The 24,301-nt window shown below is 62.3% G+C and carries 22 protein-coding genes; 16 read left to right on the plus strand and 6 right to left on the minus strand.

What is annotated here, in order from left to right:
• The first annotated feature begins 2 nt into the window (after window positions 1-2).
• The gene (locus tag E2A64_RS10480) at window positions 3-1,907 is read left to right on the plus strand and encodes a DEAD/DEAH box helicase (protein WP_133284451.1); all 1,905 of its coding nucleotides are present in this window, start codon (window positions 3-5) and stop codon (window positions 1,905-1,907) included.
• Between the two features lie 156 nt (window positions 1,908-2,063).
• Here the strand turns inward: E2A64_RS10480 and E2A64_RS10485 are convergent, their stop codons facing one another.
• The 3 genes from E2A64_RS10485 to E2A64_RS10495 are packed head-to-tail and all read right to left on the minus strand — an operon-like array spanning window position 2,064 to window position 4,426.
• Window positions 2,064-3,335, minus strand: a complete 1,272-nt coding sequence (locus E2A64_RS10485; protein ID WP_133284452.1) for an APC family permease — start codon at window positions 3,333-3,335, stop codon at window positions 2,064-2,066.
• On the minus strand, window positions 3,322-3,690 hold the full coding sequence (locus E2A64_RS10490) for a cupin domain-containing protein (protein WP_244598246.1): 369 nt from the start codon (window positions 3,688-3,690) through the stop codon (window positions 3,322-3,324). The genes E2A64_RS10485 and E2A64_RS10490 overlap by 14 nt, the downstream gene beginning before the upstream one ends.
• A 4-nt stretch (window positions 3,691-3,694) precedes the next feature.
• Window positions 3,695-4,426 (minus strand): YqcI/YcgG family protein, encoded by a 732-nt coding sequence (locus E2A64_RS10495; protein ID WP_244598247.1) that lies wholly within the window; start codon window positions 4,424-4,426, stop codon window positions 3,695-3,697.
• Between the two features lie 136 nt (window positions 4,427-4,562).
• On the opposite strand from E2A64_RS10495, the gene E2A64_RS10500 reads away from it, so the two are divergent.
• Window positions 4,563-5,015: an Lrp/AsnC family transcriptional regulator gene (locus E2A64_RS10500; protein WP_133284453.1), complete on the plus strand. Its 453-nt coding sequence runs from the start codon at window positions 4,563-4,565 to the stop codon at window positions 5,013-5,015.
• 132 nt (window positions 5,016-5,147) lie between these two features.
• Window positions 5,148-6,149 carry an N-acetyltransferase DgcN gene (gene dgcN, locus E2A64_RS10505; RefSeq protein ID WP_133284454.1) on the plus strand — a complete coding sequence of 334 codons (1,002 nt, stop codon included), beginning with the start codon at window positions 5,148-5,150 and terminating at the stop codon, window positions 6,147-6,149.
• Window positions 6,150-6,228: 79 nt separating this feature from the next.
• Here the strand turns inward: dgcN and E2A64_RS10510 are convergent, their stop codons facing one another.
• Window positions 6,229-6,897, minus strand: coding sequence for an OmpW/AlkL family protein (locus E2A64_RS10510; RefSeq protein WP_133284455.1), 669 nt, complete (start codon window positions 6,895-6,897; stop codon window positions 6,229-6,231).
• Window positions 6,898-7,163: 266 nt separating this feature from the next.
• Here E2A64_RS10510 and E2A64_RS10515 point away from each other — a divergent pair, with 266 nt between their 5' ends.
• Entirely contained in the window at window positions 7,164-7,760 is a 597-nt protein-coding gene (locus E2A64_RS10515) for a TetR/AcrR family transcriptional regulator (RefSeq protein WP_133284456.1), read from the plus strand.
• Window positions 7,753-8,916: an isovaleryl-CoA dehydrogenase gene (locus E2A64_RS10520; RefSeq protein WP_133284457.1), complete on the plus strand. Its 1,164-nt coding sequence runs from the start codon at window positions 7,753-7,755 to the stop codon at window positions 8,914-8,916. Before E2A64_RS10515 ends, E2A64_RS10520 begins: the two co-directional genes overlap by 8 nt.
• A 13-nt stretch (window positions 8,917-8,929) precedes the next feature.
• On the opposite strand, the gene E2A64_RS10525 is transcribed toward E2A64_RS10520, so the two are convergent.
• A complete protein-coding gene (locus tag E2A64_RS10525; RefSeq protein ID WP_206662441.1) occupies window positions 8,930-9,349 on the minus strand; it encodes a diacylglycerol kinase in 420 nt (139 codons plus the stop codon).
• Between the two features lie 396 nt (window positions 9,350-9,745).
• Here E2A64_RS10525 and E2A64_RS10530 point away from each other — a divergent pair, with 396 nt between their 5' ends.
• Genes E2A64_RS10530 through E2A64_RS10545 form a run of 4 tightly spaced genes read left to right on the plus strand, consistent with a single transcriptional unit; the run spans window position 9,746 to window position 14,112 of the window.
• Window positions 9,746-11,362: a carboxyl transferase domain-containing protein gene (locus E2A64_RS10530; protein WP_133284458.1), complete on the plus strand. Its 1,617-nt coding sequence runs from the start codon at window positions 9,746-9,748 to the stop codon at window positions 11,360-11,362.
• Window positions 11,363-11,417: 55 nt separating this feature from the next.
• Window positions 11,418-11,678, plus strand: a complete 261-nt coding sequence (locus tag E2A64_RS10535) for a FitA-like ribbon-helix-helix domain-containing protein (RefSeq protein ID WP_133284459.1) — start codon at window positions 11,418-11,420, stop codon at window positions 11,676-11,678.
• Window positions 11,679-11,680: 2 nt separating this feature from the next.
• Complete coding sequence (locus E2A64_RS10540; RefSeq protein WP_158285738.1) at window positions 11,681-12,115, plus strand: type II toxin-antitoxin system VapC family toxin; 435 nt, start codon at window positions 11,681-11,683, stop codon at window positions 12,113-12,115.
• Window positions 12,112-14,112, plus strand: a complete 2,001-nt coding sequence (locus tag E2A64_RS10545) for an acetyl-CoA carboxylase biotin carboxylase subunit (RefSeq protein WP_133284461.1) — start codon at window positions 12,112-12,114, stop codon at window positions 14,110-14,112. The genes E2A64_RS10540 and E2A64_RS10545 overlap by 4 nt, the downstream gene beginning before the upstream one ends.
• Here the strand turns inward: E2A64_RS10545 and E2A64_RS10550 are convergent.
• Window positions 14,109-14,816, minus strand: coding sequence for an HAD family hydrolase (locus tag E2A64_RS10550; RefSeq protein WP_133284462.1), 708 nt, complete (start codon window positions 14,814-14,816; stop codon window positions 14,109-14,111). The genes E2A64_RS10545 and E2A64_RS10550 overlap by 4 nt on opposite strands.
• A gap of 121 nt (window positions 14,817-14,937) precedes the next feature.
• Here E2A64_RS10550 and E2A64_RS10555 point away from each other — a divergent pair, with 121 nt between their 5' ends.
• The 7 genes from E2A64_RS10555 (at window position 14,938) to E2A64_RS10585 (ending at window position 24,259) form a co-directional block, all read left to right on the plus strand.
• Window positions 14,938-15,483 carry a DUF924 family protein gene (locus E2A64_RS10555; RefSeq protein ID WP_133285023.1) on the plus strand — a complete coding sequence of 182 codons (546 nt, stop codon included), beginning with the start codon at window positions 14,938-14,940 and terminating at the stop codon, window positions 15,481-15,483.
• 1,892 nt (window positions 15,484-17,375) lie between these two features.
• Window positions 17,376-18,203: a mechanosensitive ion channel family protein gene (locus tag E2A64_RS18190; protein WP_428977484.1), complete on the plus strand. Its 828-nt coding sequence runs from the start codon at window positions 17,376-17,378 to the stop codon at window positions 18,201-18,203.
• Between the two features lie 126 nt (window positions 18,204-18,329).
• On the plus strand, window positions 18,330-18,593 hold the full coding sequence (locus tag E2A64_RS10565) for a hypothetical protein (RefSeq protein WP_133284464.1): 264 nt from the start codon (window positions 18,330-18,332) through the stop codon (window positions 18,591-18,593).
• An 86-nt stretch (window positions 18,594-18,679) separates the two neighbouring features.
• Window positions 18,680-19,192 carry a 2-thiouracil desulfurase family protein gene (locus tag E2A64_RS10570; protein ID WP_133284465.1) on the plus strand — a complete coding sequence of 171 codons (513 nt, stop codon included), beginning with the start codon at window positions 18,680-18,682 and terminating at the stop codon, window positions 19,190-19,192.
• A gap of 138 nt (window positions 19,193-19,330) precedes the next feature.
• Window positions 19,331-21,844 carry a GcvT family protein gene (locus E2A64_RS10575; RefSeq protein ID WP_133285024.1) on the plus strand — a complete coding sequence of 838 codons (2,514 nt, stop codon included), beginning with the start codon at window positions 19,331-19,333 and terminating at the stop codon, window positions 21,842-21,844.
• Window positions 21,845-21,961: 117 nt separating this feature from the next.
• The gene (locus E2A64_RS10580) at window positions 21,962-22,795 is read left to right on the plus strand and encodes a DUF1194 domain-containing protein (RefSeq protein WP_133284466.1); all 834 of its coding nucleotides are present in this window, start codon (window positions 21,962-21,964) and stop codon (window positions 22,793-22,795) included.
• A gap of 159 nt (window positions 22,796-22,954) precedes the next feature.
• Window positions 22,955-24,259: a diguanylate cyclase gene (locus E2A64_RS10585; protein WP_244598248.1), complete on the plus strand. Its 1,305-nt coding sequence runs from the start codon at window positions 22,955-22,957 to the stop codon at window positions 24,257-24,259.
• Window positions 24,260-24,301: the final 42 nt, after the last annotated feature.

Here is a 24,301-nt window from a genome sequence, read left to right on the forward strand (position 1 = left end):
CGATGACACTTCCTCAAGGCGTGGCAACGCCGCTCGCAAGCGCGCTCGACAAACGCGGCTACGAAACCCTGACACCCGTACAAGAAGCGGTGATCGCCGACGAACTCGCCGGTCGCGACGCGCTGGTTTCGGCCCGGACAGGTTCCGGCAAGACGGTGGCCTTCGGGCTGGCGATCGCAGCCGATATCCTCGGCGGCGAAGACCGCTTCGGCCGCCCCGAGGCGCCGCTGGCGCTGGCAATCGCGCCGACGCGCGAACTCGCCATGCAGGTGGCCCGCGAACTCGAATGGCTCTACGGCGAAGCGGGCGCAGTCATTGCGACCTGTGTCGGCGGCATGGACGTGCGCAACGAGCGGCGCGCGCTCGAGCGCGGCAGCCACATCGTGGTCGGCACGCCCGGCCGTCTGCGCGATCACATCAGCCGCGACAATCTCGACCTGACCAATCTGCGCGCCGTCGTTCTCGACGAAGCCGACGAGATGCTCGATCTGGGTTTCCGCGAGGATCTCGAATTCATCCTCGAAGCCTCGCCCGACGAGCGCCGCACGCTGATGTTCTCCGCCACGGTGCCGAAGGGCATTGCAGGGCTTGCCAAGAACTATCAGCGCAATGCGCTGCGCATCACCACGGCGTCTGAGGAAAAGCAGCACAGCGACATCGAATACCGCGCATTGATCTGCGCCAATCCCGACCGCGAGAATGCCATTCTCAACACGCTGCGCTACTACGATGCGGAAACCGCGATCGTGTTCTGCTCCACGCGTGCGGCGGTCGCGCATCTGACGGCGCGTTTTTCCAATCGTGGTTTTCCGGCGGTTTCGCTGTCGGGCGAACTGACCCAGAACGAGCGCAGCCATGCGCTGCAGGCCATGCGCGACGGACGCGCGCGCGTCTGCATCGCCACCGACGTCGCAGCCCGCGGCATCGACCTGCCGAGCCTCGAACTCGTGGTCCATGCGGATCTTCCGACAAACGCCGAAACGCTCAAGCACCGCAGCGGCCGCACCGGCCGTGCCGGCCGGAAAGGGGTCTCCGCGCTGATCGTGCCGATGGGCGCGCGGCGCAAGGCCGAACGGCTTCTCAGGGATGCCGGCATCAAGGCCGAATGGGCCAATCCGCCATCCGCCGAATCGATCCTCCAGCGCGACGACGAGAGGCTGCTCGAGGATGCCCAACTGAGCGCATCGGTGGAAGAGAACGAGACCGGCATGGTCGCGGCCCTTCTCGAAAAGCACGGTGCCGAGCAGATCGCAGCAGCCTATATCCGGCAGTTCCGCGCCACCCGTTTCGCCCCGGAGGACATCCAGGACGTTCCGCTCACGCCGCAGAAGGGACCGCGTGAACCGCGCGAACCCCGCGAAAGCACTTTCGAGAGCAAGCCGCCTCGGGCGCGCGAGGACTTCGAGGAGAGCGTGTGGTTCTCGCTGTCGGTCGGCCGCAAGCAGAATGCCGAGCCGCGCTGGCTGATCCCGATGCTCTGCCGCCACGGCAACATCTCCAAGCGCGATATCGGCGCGATCCGCATGCAGCCGACGGAGACCTTTGTCGAGATCCATGCGAGCTCCGCAGACGGTTTCATGGCCGCGCTCGGTCCCCAGATGACGATCGAGGGCAGCCTCAGGGTCAACAGGATCGACGGCACGCCGGAGCTTTCGGCCCCGGCCAAGCGTGGCGGCCATGAAGGGCGCGACAACCGTGACAATTCCGGCAAGAAGCCGGAGTGGAAGAAGAAGCCCTTCAACAAGGACCGCGACGGTGGCGGTTTCAAGGGCAAGCCGGATGGCGGACCCGGCGGCAAATCCGGCAAGAAATTCGGCGGCAAGCCAGACGGCAAGTTCGCGGGCAAGCCGGGCGGTAAGCCCGGCGGCAAGCCCGACTGGAAGAAGAAGCCGAAGAAGTTCGACTGAGGTGAATAAGAAAAAGGGGCGCAGCGATGCGCCCCTTTTTCGTGGAGATACTCCTCCTCCCCGATCCATGTCCGGATGGCGGCTGGTCAGCCAGGCCGCCGGTCGGGCAGAAAACCGGGGAGGAGGGCCCGGGAGGACCCCGGTTGTCGTCTCATCCTACTCCGCCGGAGCCGCATCGACCAGAGGGGCCTGCGTCGTGTGCCTGACCAGAAGGGCGGCCCCGATGAGCAGGAGCGGGTAGATCAGCCCGTCTCCGGCATAGAGCGCCAGACCGGCGACGATCAGCAGCGAGAGAAGTCCGAATGCCTTCTCGATCATCGTGCGGCCAAGCTTGACGAGCGCCAGCGCGGACATCCCGTAGATGAGGAAGAAGTTCTGCCCCGCGCTCGCAATCAGCGACCCGATGTCGACGAAGCCGATCTTGTCGGCGACCAGAACGGCCAGGAACACCAGGCAATTGACGATGATGGCCGCGGCCGGAACGCCGTTGCGCGTGTTGGCCAGGGCTGTCGGCAGCGCACCCTCGCGGGCCACCGACATGACCATGCGCGACACCGCCCAGAAGGCCGCGAAGAGATTGGCGGCTATCAGCAGGAGAACGCCAATCGCAATTGCCAGACCTGCGCTTTCGCCGAGCGCCGGCGTGAGGATCTCGACGAAGGGGGCGGCGGTGAAGGCCGACGGGCCGGCCGCGATCACCGTCGTCGCGCAGAGCATGTAGAACCCGACCGCAATGACGAAGGAGACTGCGACCGCGATGGGTACGTTGCGCGCGGGGTTGGCAAATTCCCCGGTGGTCGAGAGAGCCACTTCCCAGCCGGTAAAGGCGAAGAAGACCAGCATGAAGGGGGCAAAGACCAGCGCCGGGCTGAATTCCGCCGCCATCCAGGCCGTGCCGAGCGTCCGGGTGACCGGGTCCCCTTGCGTGACGGTGACAAAGGAAAGCGCCACCAGCACAAAGAGGAAGATCATCACGGCTCCGGCGGCCAGGGAACCGATCCGGGCTGCAAGCCGGGGCACGGTGAGATTGGCCGCACTTGCCAGCACCACGAGAACCGCAGCGGTCAGGCCCGCGGGTGTTCCCGTTGCCGCCTCGAAGTAGTTGCCGCCCGTCAGCGCGATCGAGGGCAGCCCGAGGAATACCGCGCCGAGAAACAGGAACGAGGTGACGAGCGAAGCCGTTCGGCCGAAAGCGCAGCCGGCGATGTGTGCCACCCCGCCAGCCTCCGGAAAGCGGCTCGCGAGGATAGCGAAGACCGCCAGCAGCGGAATATTCGCAGCCGCGCAGACGAGCCAGGTCCACATCGCCGATGGTCCCGCGGCGGCGGCCGCAAGTCCGGGAAGGGTGAGAATACCCACGCCGAGCACCGTGTTGAGCATCATCGCCGTTCCGGAAACCGGACCCAGCGATTTTTCAAGCGTCGACATCTCTTGCCCCCTCGATTGCGCGCGGCTCCATGGCGATCAGATAGACGCAGCCCTCATCGAGAGCGATCGAGCCATGGCGTTTGAAGGCGGGAAGGTGAATGATCTCGCCCGAGGTGCAGACGCGCTCCCCGCCCTCGAAATAGAAGCGGACCGATCCCTCCAGTATGACCAGCGTCTCATCGGTCGGATGGGTATGCCATGCGTGTTCCTTGCCGGGCTGGTCGTGCTGGACCTCCACGCAACCCTGTCTGGGCAGAAGCTGCGAGATGATGCCTGCCGCATCCTTCAGGGGCGTGGCGGGCAGGGCCGAGAAGCGGATGTCTTCGGTCGTCTTGTGAGACATGTGTGCGGTCATCGGATCAATCCTTGAGCTTGTGGAACGGGCAGGTGAGAGGGGTATTGGTATCGTCGAGGAAATATTGCTCGGCCTCGCGAATGCCGTCGTCGCCATATTTGCCGAGGACAGGCGAGGGCGTGACGAAGTCGTAGTCGGCAAGGCGCGTACGCACTGCCGAGAAGCTTTTCGATGCAGCCTTCTCCGTGCCGAGGATCCGGTCGAAAACCCAGCGCGGCTGGAAGGTCAGCATGAATGTCGACGAGCGCCTGCTCTGCCGGAGCACGTGTGCCGGTGTGGTGCAGACCACGAAGATGGGTTCGCCGCCGTAGCAGAATTCCCACATCGGGGCGTCGGTCGCCTCGGGGATCGCCGAAGGCCATGGCGCCTTGTCGATTTCGGCCACGCCCTTGAGCAATGACCAGAATCGTTCGAAATAGTCTTTCATGTTAGAAATGTCCGAGGGCGCTTCGAACAGGGCCAGAGACGTGTTGGCGCCGAAGTCCCGCGAATGGGGAAGGTAGGCATCGAGGGCTGCCGCAATGGCTTCAGCCGTCAGCGTCTCGGCAAAACCGTAGCGGATCTGACCGGCCTTGTGGCCGGCGACACCGTAGACGCAGGGAAAGGGTCTGACATCGGACCGGAGTGCGGAATCGAGTTCGGAAAATACCTTGCGTTGCCAAGTATCCTTCGCAAAACGACTTTCGACTTCTTCGTTGGTGAAAATGTCGCCGCGGCCAAGTGAAGTCATGAGCATAGAGAAACTCCCGGTTTTTGCCTGGCGAATCTAAATGGTGGCGTATTTGAGGAACAGGTTTCGGATTGAGTAGAATATGGCATATTGCAACCTTAGGGCTGCAAATGGTTAAGCGTTGACCGGAAATGGGACAGGCATGGCTGACAGGAAACTGAGCGAGAAGGACATCAAGCTTCTCAACCTCCTCAAGGAGGATGGGAGAATGACGTGGACGCAACTTGCGGTAGAAATGGGTGTCTCGCGCGTCGCGGTCCAGAACCGTGTCGAAGCGCTCAAGAAGAAAGGTATTATCGACGGCTTCACCGTCGTGACCCGCGGGACGGTCGAGGATGATCCTCACCTGACCATCTTCCTGCGCATCCGCTTTGCAAAGGGCATGGATTGCACGCGGCTGATGGCCAATATCGGCACGCAGCGCAATGTGGTGGCAGCGTGGTCGGTGACCGGAAGCTGGGACTGCATTCTGGAAACGCGAGCGGCGAACCTCGAGGAGACCGCCGATTTCCGCGAACTGATCATCACGTTCGGCGGGATCGACGAAATCGAGACCGAATGCGTGCTCAAGGTCCTGAAAACCAACGGAATATGATGCGTCCGGTCGACGCGTTGCCGGGACATGCCGGACAATCCGCTTGACGCCGGACGATGGGGCGGCGAAGACTGACGGGGAGCGCCAATACGTGGCTCGATCCTCATTCAGTGCATCTATTCGGAGATTTCGATGATCATCGAACACCCCTATCTTATTTTTCTCGGTGACGTCCCGGACGCGCTTGCCGCAAAGACCGGACTCGGAATCGTCGACTGGCGCCCCGAATGGTGCCTCGGTCAGTTCCGGCTGGACGGCTGTCAGGCCGATGCCAACATTCCCGAACTGTCGATTGCCGAAGCCAAGGAAAAGGGCGTGAAGACGATGGTCGTGGGCGCGGTAAATGCCGGCGGTGTGCTTCCCGATCATTGGGTCAAACCGATCGTCGAGGCGCTGGATGCGGGACTGAACGTTGCGACCGGCCTGCATTCCCGTCTTTCGTCCATTCCGGAGATCAAGGCTGCCGCCGAAAAGAGCGGCGCCAAGCTACATGACGTGCGCTTCTCCGACGAGCGTTTCGCGACAGGCAAGGGCGACAAGCGCCCCGGCAAGCGCTTGCTCGCTGTCGGCACCGACTGTTCGGTCGGCAAGAAATACACCGCACTTGCGCTCGAGCGCGAGATGCGTGAGCGCGGCATGGATGCGGATTTCCGCGCGACAGGCCAGACCGGCGTGTTCATTTCCGGTCGTGGCGTGGCCATCGATGCCGTCGTTGCCGACTTCATCTCCGGTGCGGTCGAGTGGATATCGCCGGCTGCCGACCCCAATCACTGGGATCTGATCGAAGGCCAGGGTTCGCTGTTCCACCCGAGCTTCGCGGGCGTCTCGCTCGGCCTGCTGCACGGCGCGCAGCCCGATGCATTCGTGGTCTGCCACGAGCCGACGCGCACCACCATGCGCGGCGTGAAGCATCCGCTGCCGTCGATCCAGGAGGTGATCGACATGACGATCGCACTTGGCTCGCGCACCAACCCGGGGATCAAGTGCACCGGTATTGCGGTCAATACCGCCAAGCTCGGTGAAGACGAAGCAAGGTCGATGCTCGCCGATCTCGCCCGGGAATATGGTGTTCCGGCGACCGACCCGATCCGCTTCGGTGTGACGGAACTGGTGGACGCGCTCGCCGACATCTGATCCCGGCAGACATTCCGACACGTGAAAAAGCCCGGTGCGCGCCAACGCACCGGGCTTTTTCGTTCAGTTACCGCATCGATCAGAAGCGGTAGGTGATGCCGGTGCCGATCAGCCATGGATCAAGCTTGGCCTTGCCGGTCAAGGTTCCGCCGTTTGCCGACCAGTCTGGCCGCAGGAAGATCTTCTTGACGTCGAAGTTCACGCCCCAGTGCTCGTCGAGCATGTAGTCGAAACCGACCTGAAGAGCCGCACCGAAGGTGTCTTCGATGTCGATGTCGGTGAGTGCGCCAGTCGCCTCCTGATCGAAGAACATGGTGTAGTTCACGCCGGCGCCGACATAGGGCTCGAAGGCGCCGAAGCCGGTGAAGTGGTACTGCAGGGTCAGGGTGGGCGGCAGGATCCAGGTCTTGCCGACCTGACCATTCGCAGCCCCGGCATTCTCGGCATAAATCTTGGAGGAGGTGGTGCCGAGGATGAGTTCAGCCGCCAGATTGTCGGTGAAGAAATAGGTGATATCGAGTTCCGGTGTCACCGAGTTGGAATAGGCGAGGTTGGAGCCGGCAATCTGGTCGATGTTTCCGTCGTCCTCGGGAACCACGCCGAGCGCGCGCACACGGACCTGCCAGGGGCTTTTGTCCGCATGAATGCGGTCGTTGATGTCTGCGGCCGAAGCGGTCGTCTGGAGTGCGGCGACGCCGAAGGCGATTGCTGAAGCGCCAAGGAGAAGCGCTTTGAACTTGGTATTCATTGTAAGCCCCTGGGGAAAACGTTCTGTGGATGCCTGCAAGCTACGCCTGCCGTCGCCGGGAAAATTGATCCAGATCAATTCGTTACAGAGAAATTCGATGTGCGCACATGCAATGATGCAAAGGCCACACAAACTGCCCGCTCATGGCGGGAGGATCTGTCGCACCATCGTGAAAGTTGTGCTTGCGATCGGCGGGCAGGCATATTATTAAACAGTCGTTCAATTAATTGGACTGTCTGAAAATTTGCGGCGCGGCGGGGAGGCCGATGGCACGGACTGCGGGATCCACAGCGGCCGAAACGGTCGCAAGGCTCAAGGAGGCCTCGCTCGACCTGTTCGCGCGCGAAGGCTACGCGGCGGTGTCGATGCGCGCAATCGCGGCGTGCACCGGGGTGCAGGCCGGCGCGATCTACAATTACTTCCCCACCAAGCAGGATATCCTGGTTGATCTTCTGGCAGGCCACATGCAGGCGCTCGAGGCGGCATGGCAGCGTGAAGAGGGGAGCACGCTGGCAGACTTCGTCCGGTTTCATGTCCGCTATCACCTGACCCGGCCGCGCGAGATGTTCATTTCCTACATGGAGCTGCGCAGTCTGGAACCGGCCAATTTCACGCGTATCCGCGATCTCAGACGTGGATATGAGGCGATACCGCGCCAGATGATTGAAGATGGCATTGCGGACGGCAAATTCGACGTGAGCGATCCGGAGGTGACGACGCGCGCGATCATCGCCCTGCTCAACGGTCTGACAACCTGGTACCGCGAGGACGGGCGGTTGTCGCTCGGTGAAATCGAGACTGTCTACATCAGGCTGGTGAACCGCATGGTCGGAGCCAGAGAGGAGGAGGAAGAGAATGTTTGAAACCGGCATGAATTTCGGTCTCGGCGATGATGTGGATGCGCTGAGGGAGATGGTTTCCAGGTTCGCCCGCGATCGCATCGCCCCGGTGGCGGCGGAAACCGATCGCGACAATGCGTTCCCGATGCACTTGTGGAAGGAGATGGGGGATCTCGGCCTTCTCGGCATGACCGCCGATCCCGAATTCGGCGGCACCGGCATGGGCTATGTCGCCCATTGCGTGGCGATGGAGGAAATTTCCCGCGCATCGGCCTCGGTGGGCCTGTCCTATGGCGCGCACTCGAACCTTTGCGTCAACCAGATCAACCGCTGGGGCAATGAGGCGCAGAAACAAAACTATCTGCCGAAGCTGTGCACCGGCGAGCATGTCGGCGCGCTTGCGATGAGCGAGCCGAATGCCGGCTCCGACGTGGTATCGATGAAGCTCAGGGCGGAAAAGAAGAACGACCGCTACGTGCTCAACGGAGCCAAGATGTGGATCACCAACGGTCCCGACGCCGATACGCTCGTGGTCTATGCCAAAACCGATCCGGACGCGAAATCCAAGCGTATCACCGCCTTCCTCGTGGAAAAGGGCATGGCAGGTTTCTCCACCGGCCAGAAGCTCGACAAGCTCGGCATGCGCGGCTCCAATACGGCGGAACTCGTCTTCGAGGACTGCGAGGTGCCATACGAGAACGTGCTGGGCGAAGAGGGGCAGGGGGTGAAGATCCTGATGTCCGGGCTCGATTACGAGCGCGTGGTGCTCTCGGGCGGGCCGCTCGGGATCATGGCCGCGGCGATGGATGTGGTCGTCCCCTACGTCCACGAGCGAAAGCAGTTCGGCCAGTCGATCGGTGAGTTCCAGCTGATGCAGGGCAAGCTGGCGGACATGTACACGACGATGAACGTCTGTCGGGCCTATGTCTATGCGGTGGCCGCGGCCTGTGATCGCGGCGAGACCACCCGCAAGGATGCCGCCGGCTGCATTCTCTATGCGGCCGAAAAAGCAACGCAGGTTGCGCTCGAGGCCATCCAGGCGCTTGGCGGCAATGGCTACACGAGCGACTTTCCCACCGGGCGCCTGCTGCGCGATGCCAAGCTTTACGAGATCGGGGCGGGAACCAGCGAGATCCGGCGAATGCTGATCGGCCGCGAAATCATGGCGGAGACGCGCTGATCGATGACGGGCTTCAGGACAATGCGCGATAGACCAGCGGGCCGGTGATGCAAATCCACACAACGCCTGCTGCAACGATGGAGAGGAACACGGCCGCACTGCCCATGTCCTTGGCCTTGCGCACGCTCGGATCCTCTTCAAGGGTGATGCGGTCCAGCGTCACTTCGAGCGCCGTGTTGAGCAGCTCGACGATGAGCACGATGAAGATGCTGGCGAGAAGCACGCCGCGTTCGGCCGGCGTGACCTCGAGCATAAGGGCGGCCACGGCGAATACTGCACCGATGGCGAGTTCCTGCCGGAATGCAGCCTCGCAGCGAAGCGCCTCGCGCACCCCCGAAAGGGATACCGCGAGCGCTTTCGACATCCGTCCCATGCCGGAGCCGTGCCGCTTGCCGTTCGGTTTGTCGTGTTCGTCCTGCATGGGGATCGTCATCGGCCATCAACTCTGCGAAGGCAAGCCTGTCGTCGGGCATTTCAAGGCCGCCGGACGCCGAACCACGCCCGATGTGTCGAGGAGGCGACGCCCTGTCCGCGATTTCGCCCTGTCCGCCAATCGTCGCCGTCGGCCTGATGCGGCCGGTCAAGGCCGGTTTTCGCGCGTGTCTGATGGTCGTAAAATTCATGAATTTCAGTCGGTTGGCTTGCGCGCTTGCGAATATGATTCTGCTTTAAGTCGCCGCAGCTGCGTCACTGACGGGAGACTGCATTTTGTTGTCCGGCGGGGTTGCCATCATCCGTTCGGTCGTCAGTTTCTCTCTCGAACGCGAAATCAAAGGGTTTGCGCCGGCGGAAGATGGCCGTGCGGGGCAATGATGCGGGATAAAATGTCATGAGCGTCATCCAGTCGAAAATCTCCACAACGTCGCGAGAGTTTCGCGACAATGCCGCGCGAATGGAGGAGCTGACCCTGCAGATCGGCGACATTGCGGGCACGATCGCGCTCGGCGGCCCGGAACCCGCGCGCGAGCGCCATGTCGGACGCGGAAAGCTGTTGCCGCGTGATCGGGTGCGCGGACTTCTGGATGCCGGGTCGCCGTTTCTGGAGATCGGCCAGTTTGCCGCGCACGGACTTTACGGCGGCGAAATCGCTGCGGCCGGCGTCATTGCCGGTGTCGGCCGGGTCGAGGGCCGCGATGTCATGGTGGTCTGCAATGATGCCACGGTGAAGGGCGGCACCTATTATCCGATGACGGTGAAGAAGCACCTGCGGGCCCAGGAGATCGCCGCGGAGAACAACCTGCCTTGCGTCTATCTGGTCGATTCCGGCGGGGCGAACCTGCCCAATCAGGACGAGGTGTTTCCCGACCGCGATCATTTCGGGCGCATCTTCTTCAACCAGGCCAACATGTCGGCGCGCGGCATTCCGCAGATCGCGGTGGTGATGGGCTCCTGCACGGCGGGTGGCGCCTATGTGCCGGCGATGAGCGACGAAACGATCATCGTCAGGGAGCAGGGCACGATCTTTCTCGCCGGCCCGCCGCTGGTGAAGGCCGCGACGGGAGAGGTGGTGAGTGCGGAGGATCTCGGCGGTGGCGACGTTCATACGCGGCTGTCCGGCGTAGCCGATCATCTGGCAGAAGACGACGCTCACGCGCTGGAGCTGGCGCGGCAGGCGGTCGCCAATCTCAACAATCCGGGGCGATCCGGCTTGGCACAGCTTCATCTCCAGTCGCCCGAGGCGCCGCTTTACGATCCGGCCGAGATCGCGGGCATCGTGCCGCAGGATGCCCGCCAGCCCTATGACATCCGCGAGGTCATCGCCCGCATGGTGGACGGGTCTCGCTTTCACGAATTCAAGGCGCGCTACGGCACCACGATCGTCTGCGGTTTCGCCCATGTGATGGGCATGCCGGTCGGCATCATCGCCAATAACGGTGTTCTGTTTTCCGAAAGTGCTGTGAAGGCCGCGCACTTCGTCGAACTGTGCTCGCAGCGGAAAATTCCGCTCGTGTTCCTGCAGAACATCACCGGCTTCATGGTGGGACAGAAATACGAGGCAGGCGGCATCGCCAAGGACGGCGCCAAGCTGGTCACGGCCGTGGCGACCACCAAGGTGCCGAAGATCACGATGATCGTCGGCGGCTCGTTCGGCGCGGGCAATTACGGCATGTGCGGCCGGGCCTATTCGCCGCGGTTTCTCTGGACCTGGCCTAACAGCCGCATCGCGGTCATGGGCGGAGAGCAGGCGGCGGGCGTTCTCGCCACCGTCAGGCGCGACGCGATCGAGCGCAAGGGCGGGGAGTGGTCGGCCCAGGAGGAAGCGGAGTTCAAGCGGCCGACGATCGAGATGTTCGAGAAGCAGAGCCATCCCCTTTATGCCTCGGCGCGGCTCTGGGACGACGGGATCGTCAATCCGATGAAGAGCCGCGAGGTTCTGGCACTGAGTTTATCGGCTGCGCTCAACGCGCCGATGGAAGAAACCGATTTCGGCGTGTTCAGGATGTGATGGCTATCCAGACGCGTAAGTGATATCATTTCGATATCAACCGGGAGCTAGAAATATGGCGCAGATCGTTGTCAGGCAGTTGGACGATACAGTTCTGGAGGCGGTGAAGGCTCGGGCGGTGGCAAACCAGCGCTCAACCGAGGCGGAGGTGCGCGCCATTCTTGCGAGCGCTGTCGGACTGTCTCCCGCAACAGGCGCGCCGCATGCGCAGCAACCGGGCCGGTTCAGCGATTTTGTCGGAATTGCCTCGCAACGGCGCGGCCAGGACGAAATCGACGCCTATGTCGCCTCGCTGCGTAACGAGTGGGAACGCTGAGCGTGGCGGAAGCGAGACGGACCTATCTCGACACCCATGTGCTGATCGCCATTCTGGAAAAGGAGGGCGCGCTGGACGAATGGCAGCGCGCCTTCGTCAATGAAGTCGATGCCGGGGACGTCGAGGGCGTGACGAGCGAACTGACGTTGGCTGAGTGTCTCGTCAAACCGATCGCCGACCAGGACGAGGCCCTCGTGCGCGCCTATCTATCGCTGCTCGGCGCGGAAAGCACCTTCCTTCACGTCGCCGGGATTTCGCGTCCCGTCCTTCTGGAGGCGGCGCGGATACGGGCCGGAACCGGAGTGAAATTGCCGGATGCCATTCATGTGGCGACCGCGCAGGTCAGCGGTTGCTCGGTCTTCGTCAGCGATGACCGCCGTCTCGCATCGGCCTGTCCTATGGAATTCAGACTCTGGAGTGAGATGGGAGCGCCATGATCACCAAAATCCTCATTGCCAATCGCGGCGAGATCGCCTGCCGGGTGATCCGGACGGCGCGGCGGATGGGTATCGCCACCGTCGCTGTCTTCTCCGATGCCGATCGGGATGCGCTGCACGTGAAAATGGCCGACGAGGCGGTTCGCATCGGGCCGGCGCCGGCTGCCGAGAGCTATCTCGATATCGGCGCCATCATCGATGCCGCCAGGGTCACAGGCGCGGACGCGGTCCATCCGGGTTACGGCTTTCTCTCCGAGAATCCGGATTTCGTCGAGGCGGTCGAAAGGGCGGGCCTGATCTTCATCGGGCCGTCGGCGGATGCCATTCGTGCGATGGGTTTGAAAGATGCGGCCAAGCGGCTGATGGAAAAGGCCAAGGTGCCGGTCGTACCCGGCTATCACGGGGACGCGCAGGAACTCGTCGTGCTGGCCGGCAAGGCCAACGAGATCGGCTTTCCGGTGCTGATCAAGGCGCGCGCCGGTGGTGGCGGCAAGGGGATGCGCCGGGTCGACGATCAGGCCGATTTCCCTGCGGCGCTCTCCTCGGCCAAGCGCGAGGCGAAGGCTTCCTTCGGCGACGAGCGTGTGCTGGTGGAGAAGTTCGTCGATACGCCGCGGCATATCGAGATCCAGGTTTTCGGCGACAGCCACGGCAATGTCGTCCATCTGTTCGAGCGCGACTGCTCGGCGCAGCGGCGTCACCAGAAGGTGATCGAGGAAGCGCCGGCGCCCGGCATGACCGAAGAGATGCGGGCGGCGATGGGCGAGGCAGCGGTCAAGGCGGCACAGGCGATCAATTATCGCGGTGCCGGAACGGTGGAGTTCATCGTCGATGCGTCGGAAGGGCTGCGGCCGGACCGGTTCTGGTTCATGGAGATGAACACGCGCCTGCAGGTGGAGCACCCGGTGACGGAGGCCATTACCGGGCTCGATCTGGTGGAATGGCAGATCCGGGTGGCGCGCGGCGAGAGACTGCCCAAACGGCAAAGAGAGCTGTCGATATCCGGCCATGCGGTCGAGGCGCGCATCTATGCCGAGGACGCGGCCAGGGGCTTTCTGCCGGCGGTCGGCACGGTCGGTCATCTGCAGTTTGCCGAGGGCATGCGGGTGGATACCGGCGTGGCCGAGGGCGACACCATCACGCCCTTCTACGATCCGATGATCGCCAAGGCGATCGTGCATGCGCCCACGCGCACCGAGGCGATCGCCGAGCTTGCGGGTGGACTGTCGCGCACGGAGATTGCCGGCACGGTCACCAATACCGGCTTTCTGGTGCGGCTGCTCCGGCAAGACGATTTCGCCGGTGCCAATCTCGATACCGGGATGATCGACCGTCATGTCGACGAGCTCGTCACCGCCATTCAAACGCCGGAGGAGGTGATCGCCTTCATGGCAGTGGTGGTCTCCGGCATGGTCGACCCTCACACGACGCCGGAGGAGCCGGCAGTGCTGATTGGTCCCTGGGAGAACTGGGGATATCCACGGCGCGACGTCCGGCTTTCCCACGAGGGCGAGGTGGAGAGCTACTCGGTGACCCGCAGAGGCGTGCGGGAGTGGCGTGTGTCCGGCGGCGCACTCGCCGAACCGCTACAGCTCTCCGAATTGAAACGACAGGCTGACGGCTCGGGCTGGACGGCTTATGTCAACGGGCGGCGCAAGGCTGTCCGCATCGCCCGTCTCGAGGACGGTATCACCGTTTTCGAGGAAGGGGCGGCGCATGTGCGGGGCATCCCGAAGATCGAGCGTGCGGGTGATGCCGCCGCCGGTGGCGATACCGTCACTGCGCCGATGCCCGGCGTCGTCAAGGAGGTCACCGCGAGCGCGGGGCAGACGGTGAAGGCCGGTGATGCGCTGATCGTCATGGAAGCCATGAAGATGGAGATGACGCTGTCCGCACCGCGTGACGGCACGATCGGCGAGGTGCTGGTGAAGGCAGGCCAGCAGGTGAGCGACGGCACGGTGCTGATCGCGCTCGAGGCCGAGGAAAATGCCTCCTAGGCCTGCGCGATCAGATCGACCAGTTCCGGCAGTTCCGCGAGTGTCTCGATCTCGCGGAAGCGCTGGTTCTCCGAGGGGGCATCGGCATGTTCGAGCGCCCAGGTGAGTGGGTGGGGCACATGCACGCCCCAGCTCCCGGCCTCGAGCGCCGGCAGGACGTCCGACTTCAGTGAATTGCCCACCATCATGGCGCGTTCCGGTCCGTTGCCGTGGCGGTCGAACAGCGTGCGATAGGTGTGGGGCTTCTTGTCCGAGACGATCTCGATCGCGTCGAAGAAATCGCCGAGGCCGGATTGCGCGAGTTTCTTTTCCTGGTGGAAGAGGTCGCCCTTGGTGATCAGGACGATCCGGTAGTCGCCGGCAAGCGCTTCAAGCGTTTCCGCGGCCCCCGGCAGGGTTTCCATGGGGTGGTTCATGAGGCTGCGGCCGATCTCGAGAATGCGGCCGATGACGCTGGCCGGGGCCTGTCCGTCCGTCACCTCGATCGCCGTCTCGATCATCGAGAGTGTGAAACCCTTCACGCCGAAACCGTAATGGCCGAGATTGCGGCGCTCCGCCTCCAGAAGTCGTGCGGAGATCGCGTCGGGATCGCCGTGATCTTCGAGAATTTTCGCGAATTCCTGCTCGGTGAAACGGAAGAACTGCTCGTTCTGCCAGAGTGTGTCGTCTGCATCGAAGCCGATGGTCGATAGTCCGGCGGCCATGCGAACGCTCCTGTTGTCGGTTGATGGGGAAACCCGCTCTGTTGAAAGGATGCAATCTGTGGCACAGATAACGGCCATCGAAAAGCGGTCGGCGATCACCGTCACCGGCAAGGGAGGACGAATGACCGAAACGCCTGCAAGTGTGCTCGATTTCTGGTTCAACAAGCTCACCAAGGACGACTGGTTCGTCAAGAAGGATGAGATCGATTCGATGATCCGGGAGCGGTTCCTCGATCTTCATCTGCAACTGTCCTCGGAGATAACCGAGGAATGGCACAAGTCGGCCGACAGTCGCCTGGCTCTGATCATCGTGTTCGACCAGTTTCCCCGCAACATGTTTCGCGGCAGCCCGCATTCGTTTGCCACCGACGGCCTCGCGCTCGAAGAATCGCGCTATGTCGTGGCCACCGGGCTCGACAAGCAGATCGACACCTCGCGTCGCGCCTTTCTCTACATGCCGTTCGAACATTCCGAACGGATGGAGGACCAGAAGCGGTCGGTCGAATTGTTCACCGATCTCGGCAACGACATGTACCTCGATTATGCCAGAAAGCACCGCGACGTGATCGAGACCTATGGCCGGTTCCCGCATCGCAACGCCATCCTGGGACGGGAGAACACGCCGGCGGAGGAGGAATATCTGGCGAGGCCCGGGGCAGGCTTCTGACATTCCGCAGGTAAGAGGCGCGGTTCTCGCCTTCGCCGGTTTCAGCTAGACCGTTTCACAGTCAGGTGCAAACTGATAGCTTCAGCAAGCTACTGAACTCATTTACGCATTTCGATTGTGCCGATACCGTCAAAATCGAAATTGCTCTAAACGGAAATTCGATGACCACTGCCGGCAGGGTAAGAATGAGTGTTTCGTATTTGATCCGCCTGATCCGGTTCGGATTGTTGGCGTCTCTCCTGGTTTTTGCCACGGCAGCGGCGGCACAGGATCCGCGGGTCGATCTGCAGATCTCGCCGGCGGTGCAGTCGGCGCAGGACCTGCTCGACGGGGCCGATCGCAAACTCACCTCCATCCAGGAAAAGGTCGACGACAATTCCGCCGACGATACACGGCTGATCGACCTGAAACTGGCGCTCGAGGAACTGTCGCAGCAGATGATCGACGTGGGGGTCAGCCTCCGTCCCCGGCTCACCGAGGTAAAGTCTCGCCTCGATTCGCTTGGCGCCCCGCCTGTCGAAGGGGAACCGGAAGAGGCGCCCGCCACCCAGGCGGAACGAACGCGGCTCAACCAGGAGCGGAGCCTGATCAACACGCTGACCGGCCGCGCCGAGAACGTCTCGATCCGGGCGAACGATCTCGGCGACCGCGTCACCGAAACGCGGCGGCGGCTGTTCAAGGACACGCTTTTCAAGCGCACGGAGATCACCGCTCAGTTCTTCGACGAGGCCGGGAGCGCGCTGGCGGTCGAGGTGCGCAGCCTGGACAGGATTTTCGAGAGCTGGCTGAAGTTCGTCTGGTCGTTCAAGTTCCAGCAATTGATGGTGGCGTCCTTCCTGTCCTCCGTCATCAGCCTGCTGGTTGCGGTCGTGAGCCTTCGGTTCTTCGGGCGTTTCATCGAACGCGATGGCACCATCAGCGAACCCGGCTATCTCGAGCGTCTGACGGTCGCTTTCTGGTCGGCGCTCATCCCGACGCTCGCATTGACGCTGATCTTCGGATCGACGCTGCTGCTCTTCGTCAATTTCGCGGTCCTTCGCAGTGATGTGACGAGCATGATCGCCGGCCTTTGCGCATCGCTGATCGTCGTCACTTTCGTTGGCCGCGTCGCCAAGGCGATATTGGCGCCTCACAAGCCGCAATGGCGGCTGATCAACTTCTCCAACAGCGGCGCGCGCAAGGTCTATTACCTGATCGTGCTGATGGCGCTGGTGAACGCTCTCGATTTCACGCTCGCCAATATCAGCGAAACCCTTGGTTCGTCTGTGGTGCTGACTGTCGCCAAGAGCTTTTTCGCGACAATCGTCGTCGGTCTCATCCTGGCGGGAACGGCACGCGTGAAGCCGATGGTCTCACAATCCGGCGACCCGGCCGATCCGTCGCGCTCATGGCCGAGCATCCTCAAGTTCATGCTCGTGATCTCCGGTGTCGGCATGGTGCTTCTCTCCCTCACCGGATATGTCGGCCTTTCGAAGTTCGTCTCGGAGCAGATCCTGCTGACCGGCGCGATCGTGGCGATGATGTATATCGGTTTTCTGTCCGCTCAGGCGACGATGGAGCAGAACGTCTTCGCGGAAACGGCGGTCGGGCGCTGGATCCAGTCGCATTTCAGCCCGTCCGCATCGTCGCTGGATCGCATGGGGCTCGGGTTCGGGCTGCTGATCCACGCGCTCGTCCTCTTCATCGGACTGCCGCTTATCCTGCTTCAGTGGGGGTTCCAGGTCCAGGATATCGAACTCTGGGTCTACCGTGCTTTCACGGATATCCGCATTGGCGGCATCTCGATCTCGCTGACCGGCATACTGGTGGGCATCCTTTTGTTCATTCTCGGCCTGTTCGGCACGCGCATGTTCGAGGGATGGCTTGACCGCAACGTGCTTGCGCGCAGCCGGATGGATCCCGGTGTCCGGAACTCGATCACCACCGGCGTGGGTTATCTCGGCGTGGCGATCGCCGGCCTGATCGGTATTCTCGCCGCCGGCATCAACCTCTCGAGCCTCGCCATCGTCGCCGGTGCCCTGTCGCTCGGTATCGGTTTCGGCCTGCAGAACATCGTGTCCAACTTCGTCTCCGGCCTCATCCTCCTGGCCGAGCGGCCGTTCAAGGTCGGCGACTGGGTGGAAACAGGCTCCACGCAAGGCTTCGTCAAGCGCATTTCGGTGCGCGCGACCGAGATCGAGACCTTCCAGCGGCAGTCGATCATCGTGCCGAACTCGGAACTCATCAACGGCGTGGTCGGCAACTGGAACCACCGCAACAGCGTCGGTCGTGCCGATGTCGAGGTCGGCGTGAGCTATTCCGCCGATCCCGAAAAGGTGCTGCGCATTCTCGAGGAGATCGCGCTGGCGCATAAGATGGTGCTGCGCAACCCGGCGCCGGTGGTCCATTTCGTCAATTTCGGCGCCTCGTCGCTGGATTTCGTGCTCAAGGTCTATCTGGCCGACGTGCTCGACGGCATGGGCGTGAAGAACGAACTCCGAATTGCGATCTACAAGCGTTTCAAGGAAGAGGGCATCGAGATCCCGTTCCCGCAGACCGACGTCAACTTCTTCGTCAAGGATGCGCCGCCGGAACTACTCAGGAAATTCGCGGAACACGCGGACGTCGTCGACATGGACGAGCAGTCGGAGCCGCCCAGATCCACCAGAAAGGCGGCGCCGAAGAAAAAGCGGCCGATCCGCAAGGAAGAACCGGACGATGGGGACGGAATGGAGTTGTAGCTGGACGTCGCTCTTCGTTTGAGCCAAATGTAAGCGATATCGATATTCAGCTTACGTTCAGTTTCCCAACGTTAGAAAAGCGCCCATATCGACAGCCGGCACAGGCCGGCAGATAAGGACAGACAGATGAAGACAGTGATGCTTACTCTTTCGGTGCTTGCGGTAACCGTCAGCGGCGCTTTCGCCGCAAGCGTAACCAACAAGGATTCCGACGTGCAGGTGCTCGTCGTCACCGAAGGCGGTGTAAAACGCGAAGTTGCCGTCGATGCGGGCGCCAAGGTCGAGATCTGCCCGTCGGGCTGTTTCATCACAATGCCGTCGGGCGATCGCGAGACCCTTTCGGGGCCGGAAACGCTGGACATTGTCGGCGGATCCGCGGTTATCAAGTAGGCGCCTGACGCGGCCATTGCGGTCCGGACTGAAAAAATAAGCCCCGGTGCTGTCGGAAGACGGCGCCGGGGTTTAGTGTTTTGCACATGAAGACTCAGCGTATTCTCGTCAGCGCCTGCCTGCTCGGCCATGCCGTGCGCTATGACGGGCGGTCGAAGCCTGTCTCCCATCAATTGCTCGACCGCTGGATGGCGGAGGGGCGCATCGTCATGCTCTGCCCCGAGATGGCGGCGGGACTGCCTGTCCCGCGTCCGCCGGCGGAAATCGAGCCCGGAGGGCTCGCAGCAGACGTGCTCGAGGGGCGCGCGAGGGTGATGGACAGCACAGGCGCCGATGTGACCGGAGATTTCGTGGCGGGTGCCGATATCGCGCTCGATCTGGCGCGCCGAACCGGTTGCCGCTTCGCGCTTCTGACCGACGGCAGCCCCTCCTGCGGATCCGGCACGGTCTATACAGGTCGTTTCGACGGCACCAGGCAGGATGGAGAAGGCGTGGTTGCAAGCCGGTTGAGGGGCGCGGGTATCGCCGTCTTTCCCGAAAGCAGAATCGAGGAACTGGCCGAAATGCTTGCCGGATACGAGGTTGCGCCGGAGCATTGAACGGCTGAGGATTTCGCCCACGTCGTCCCTGCTTTGGCTCATGTCGCAAACAGGCGGCAGGGTGACTTTTCCGCGCTGCATAGTCCGCCTAGAGTGGAACGAACCAGGCCGGGAACGGGACGAAGATCTATGGCTGACATGAAAACTGAGGCGCGCGCGGTAGTCATTGGCGGAGGCGTGGTCGGCGTCTCGACGCTGTATCACCTCGCCAAGAAGGGGTGGGGCGATTCCGTCCTTCTCGAGCGCAAGGAATTGACGTCGGGTTCGACGTGGCACGCGGCGGGTCTGCTGCCGCTGTTCAACATGAGCTACTCGGTCGGACAGATCCACCGTTACTCGGTGAAGTTCTATCACGAACTGCAGGAAGAGACCGGCATGAATGTCGGATTCTCGCAGGTCACCAACATCCGTCTGGCGCGCACCAAGGATCGCTGGGACGAATACATGTATTATGCGGGCGTGGCCGAAACGCTCGGTATTCCTGTCAATATCCTCACGCCCGAGCAGGTCAGGGAAATCTGGCCGCTCTGCGAGACCGAGGGTCTTCTGGGCGCGATCCAGCATCCCGATGACGGCTATATCCAGCCCGCCGATCTCACCCAGGCGCTGGCGCGCGGGGCGCGCTCCCGCGGTGCCACGATCTACCGCAATACGACCGTGACAGCGATCACCCAGCGTGACGACGGCAAGTGGGTGGTTTCCACCGACAAGGGCGACATCGTCACCGAACACGTGATTTCGGCGACCGGCAACTTCGCCCGCAAGACGGGCGAGATGGTGGGGCTCAATGTTCCGGTCATTCCGGTCGAGCACCAGTATATCGTGACCGAACCGCACCCGGCCATCGTCGAGCGCAAGGCCAAGGGCCTGCCCGAAATGGGCGTCCTGCGCGAAAGCGATTCCTCGTGGTACATGCGCGAGGAAAACGGCGGTCTGCTGCTCGGTCCTTACGAGCACGGCGCACCGTGCTGCTATATGGACGGCCCGTCGGACGACAGCGAGTACGAACTCTTCCAGGAAGACCTCGAGCGTCTGATGCCGCATATCGAGACCGCGATCGCGCGCGTGCCGGCCTTCGGCGAAGTCGGCATCAAGAAGGTCTATAACGGCGCGATCGCCTATACGCCCGACGGTTCGCCGATCATCGGCCCTGCACCGGGTCTCAAGAATTTCTGGCTTAACGAGGGCCATTCCTTCGGCATCACCGCAGCCGGTGGTGCGGGCTGGCAATTGGCGGAATGGATCGTCGACGGCGAGCCGACCATCGACATGATGGGTGTCGATCCGCGCCGGTTCGGCCCTTATGCGACCGAGGGATATCTGAAGGAGAAGAACGAGGAAGCCTACGCCAACGTCTTTACCACCCACTATCCCGACGAGGAGAGAACGGCGGCACGGCCCCTGAAGACCACGCCGTGCTACGGGCGGATGAAGGATCTCGGCGCCGTCTTCGGTTCGGTCTACGGCTGGGAGCGGCCGAACTGGTTTGCCCCTGCCGGTTACGAGGTTCCGGCAGAAGATCTCGGCGTGGGTGCGGACGTGCTTACCTGCCACAACCATGCGCCGCCTCTCGATGACGGCCGCATCGTGGAGCGCTGGTCGTTCCGCCGTTCGAATTATTTCGAACATATCGGCAACGAGGTGAAGACGGTTCACGAGAAGGTCGGCCTTCTCGACATGAGCGCCTTCGCCAAGTGCTGGGTCGACGGCCCGGGCGCTGAAGCCTGGCTCGAATCCATTCTCGCCAACAAATTGCCCAGGAAGGTCGGCCGTATCGCGCTTTGCCACCTGCTGACCAAGACCGGTGGCGTGAAGTCCGAATTCACCGTCTACAAGCAGCCGGGCGGTTACTACCTCGTCTCGGCCGGTGCTTACGAAGCGCATGACCACGATGTTCTCAGGAAGCTTCTGCCGGACGACGGATCGGTTCGGATGAATGCGATCACCCAGCAATGGGGCGTCCTGGTGCTGGCGGGGCCGCGTTCGCGCGACGTGCTTGCCAAGCTGACCCGCACGCCGCTCGACAATGCCAGCTTCCCCTGGCTGTCCGGCAGGCAGATTTCGGTCGGTACGGCGACCGCCCATGCGCTGCGCGTCAATTTCGTCGGCGAACTGGGCTGGGAACTGCATCACCCGATCGAGCAGCAGAACGCGATCTTCGATGCCGTGATGGAAGCCGGCGCCGAATTCGGCATCAAGCCCTTCGGCATTCGCGCCATGACCGCCATGGCGATCGAAAAGAGCTACCGGCTCATCCCGCGTGAACTCTCGATCGAATACAATGCCTATGAGTCCGGTCTCGACCGTTTCATCAAGCCCGACAAGGGTGAGTTCCTCGGCCGCGACGGCGTCGTCAAGGCCAGGGAGAACGGGCTGAAGTGGAACTTCGTCACGCTCGAGGTTCACGGTGTCACCGACGCGGATGCACGCGGGAACGAGGCAATATATGCGCCCGACGGCAAGCTTATCGGTCGTGCGACGCATGGCAGCTACGGTTTCCGGACCGGCAAGTCGATCGCGCTCGCCATGGTAAAGCCGGACTATGCCGCCGAGGGCACCGAGCTGGAGATCAAGATCCTCGGTGCGAAGCACAGGGCAACGGTGATCGGCGAAAGCCCTTACGATGCTGAAAACACCGCACTTCGCGCCTGAGCAGGACCGCGCGGATCTGAGTTAAGGCGGCCATCGTGTCACGGTGGCCGCTTTGTCTTTTGCATTGCAAGATAATAGGTGTTCTCGATCTGGTCGGGCGCATGATACTCTCGATCCATGCAGTCGCTTCGCCGCTTGCTTTTCCTGGTCTGCGCTACAGCGGGATTTGGCCTTTCCGGTCCCGCCTCCGGCCATGCGGGTGAACCGGTCGACGTCGCGCTGGTTCTGGCGGTCGATGTTTCCCGCTCCATGTCTCCCGGCGAACTCGAAATCCAGCGGCACGGCTATGCCGAAGCCATCCGCTCCCCCGAGGTGGTGGCGGCGATAGAGCAGGGCGCCTATGGCCGGATCGCGGTGGCGATGTACGAGTGGGCGGCCGATTTCAGCCAGAATGAAATCTTCGGGTGGACGCTGATCGAAAGCGGCGAAGATGCTGAAAGGGTTGCTGAACTCATTCTGGCTGCGCCGGGTTATGGCCGCAACAGGACGTCGATTTCGGGCGCCATCAGGAAGGGGGTGGAGGTGCTGGAAGCTTCGCCCTATGACGGATTCCGCCGGGTGATCGATATTTCCGGCGACGGTCCCAACAATCAGGGCGAAAGGGTGGTTTCGGCGCGTGACGAAGCGATTGCCAAGCGCATCGTCATCAACGGCCTGCCGCTGATGACGCGTGGCGGCGCGGGCTACGGCTTCAATATCGCCGAACTCGATGCCTATTACAGGGATTGCGTGATCGGCGGCCCGGGCAGCTTTCTGGTGCCGGTCACCGAATGGGAGCAGTTCCCGGAAGCCGTCCGGCGCAAGCTGGTGCAGGAGATCGGCGGCATGGACCCGGGTTTATTGCCCGTCATGAAGGCCCAGACCCATGGTGCGGCAGAGGGCGAGCCCGTGGATTGTGAGATAGGCGAAAAAATCTGGCAGCAGCGCCAGTGGATGTTCGACGCCAGATAGGCTGGCCTGTTCGCAGCCCGGCACCGGTTCTATTAATTATAAAGCAATCTCTTATTAACGAAATAGCAAAGCGGAAGCTCGTACATTCCCTTTAGAGTTGTCTCGCCCATGCGAGAAGAGGATGTCGTGTCAGCGCGCAAAATCAAGAGAACGGGGAGGGTGACGGACCAGCTGGTAGGCCGCAAGGTGCTTCTGGTGGAGGATTCCAAAACCTATGTCGCCGCTCTGGCCGTCCGGCTTGACACACATTACGGCATCGAGGTCGTCGCCTGTTCGAGCATGGACGATCTGCGTCGGACGCTCGCATATGGCTGCAGCGATTACAGCGTGGCGATTGCCGACCTCAACCAGCCAGGCGGTCCGCATGGCGAAGCGCTCGACCTTCTGATCGCCCATGACGTCCCGCCCATCGTCTTCACAGGCAGTTTCGACGAGGCGACCCGCAATGAAATGCTGGCGAAGCAGATCGCGGACTACGTGCTCAAGGACGGTCCGAGCGCGCTCGATAACGTGATATCCTCTGTCGTGCGGTTGATGAGCAACCGCGAGGTCCGTGTTCTCGTGGTCGATGACATGAGATCGACACGCGAACTTCTCGCCAGGCATCTCAAGAAGCAGCTGTTCAGGATCACCAAGGCGACCTCCGCTGAAATGGCGCTGAAGGAGCTCTCCCTGCGGCCCGACATCGAACTTGCCGTGGTGGATTACGAGATGCCGGGCATGAATGGCGTCGAGTTCGTTCGCAATGTCCGCCGCAACAGCGCCTATGACGGTATCCGCATCATCGGCGTGTCGTCCGCGGAACGCTCCGACCTGATGATGGAATATCTCAAGGCGGGCGCCAATGATTACGTGCGCCGCCCGTTCGACGATGAAGAGTTCCGCCTGCGGGTGGCGCAGAATGTCGCCACGCTCTTTCATGTCCGACAGCTGCGCGACAAGGCCGCACGCGACTACCTCACCGGTCTCTACAATCGTCGGCACTTCTTCGAGGTGGGGCCGAGGCTCGTCGCCGCCGGGCATGATCCGGAAGAATCGGTGCCGATGTCGATGGCTGTCATGGACATCGACAATTTCAAGCTTCTCAATGACACCTATGGCCACGAGATCGGTGACGAGGTGCTCAAGGAGGTGTCGAACCGGCTCATGGACGCCTGCGGCGAGAAGCATCTGCTTGCGCGCCTCGGCGGCGAGGAGTTCGGCGTCCTAGTCCGTGGTCTGGATCCGATGGGTGCGCGGGCGTTCTGCGAAGAGCTTCGTCGCTGCATCTCGCGCGAGTCGATCCTGACGGATGACGGTCCGCTCAACGTGACCGTTTCGATCGGTCTGGCGGAGGTGGCAGAGATGGAAGCCTTCGACAACTATCTCAACGCGGCAGACCAGCTGCTCTACATGGCCAAGGATGCAGGCCGGAACCGCGTGGTTGCCGAGCGTGATCTCAACCATCACGAAGACGTCGCCTGATCGAGCGCAGGCAGGCTCCGCCGCCAGGTGGTGACGAGCCGA

The sequence above is a fragment of the Pseudohoeflea suaedae genome, assembly GCF_004354915.1.
Lineage (GTDB): Bacteria > Pseudomonadota > Alphaproteobacteria > Rhizobiales > Rhizobiaceae > Pseudohoeflea > Pseudohoeflea suaedae.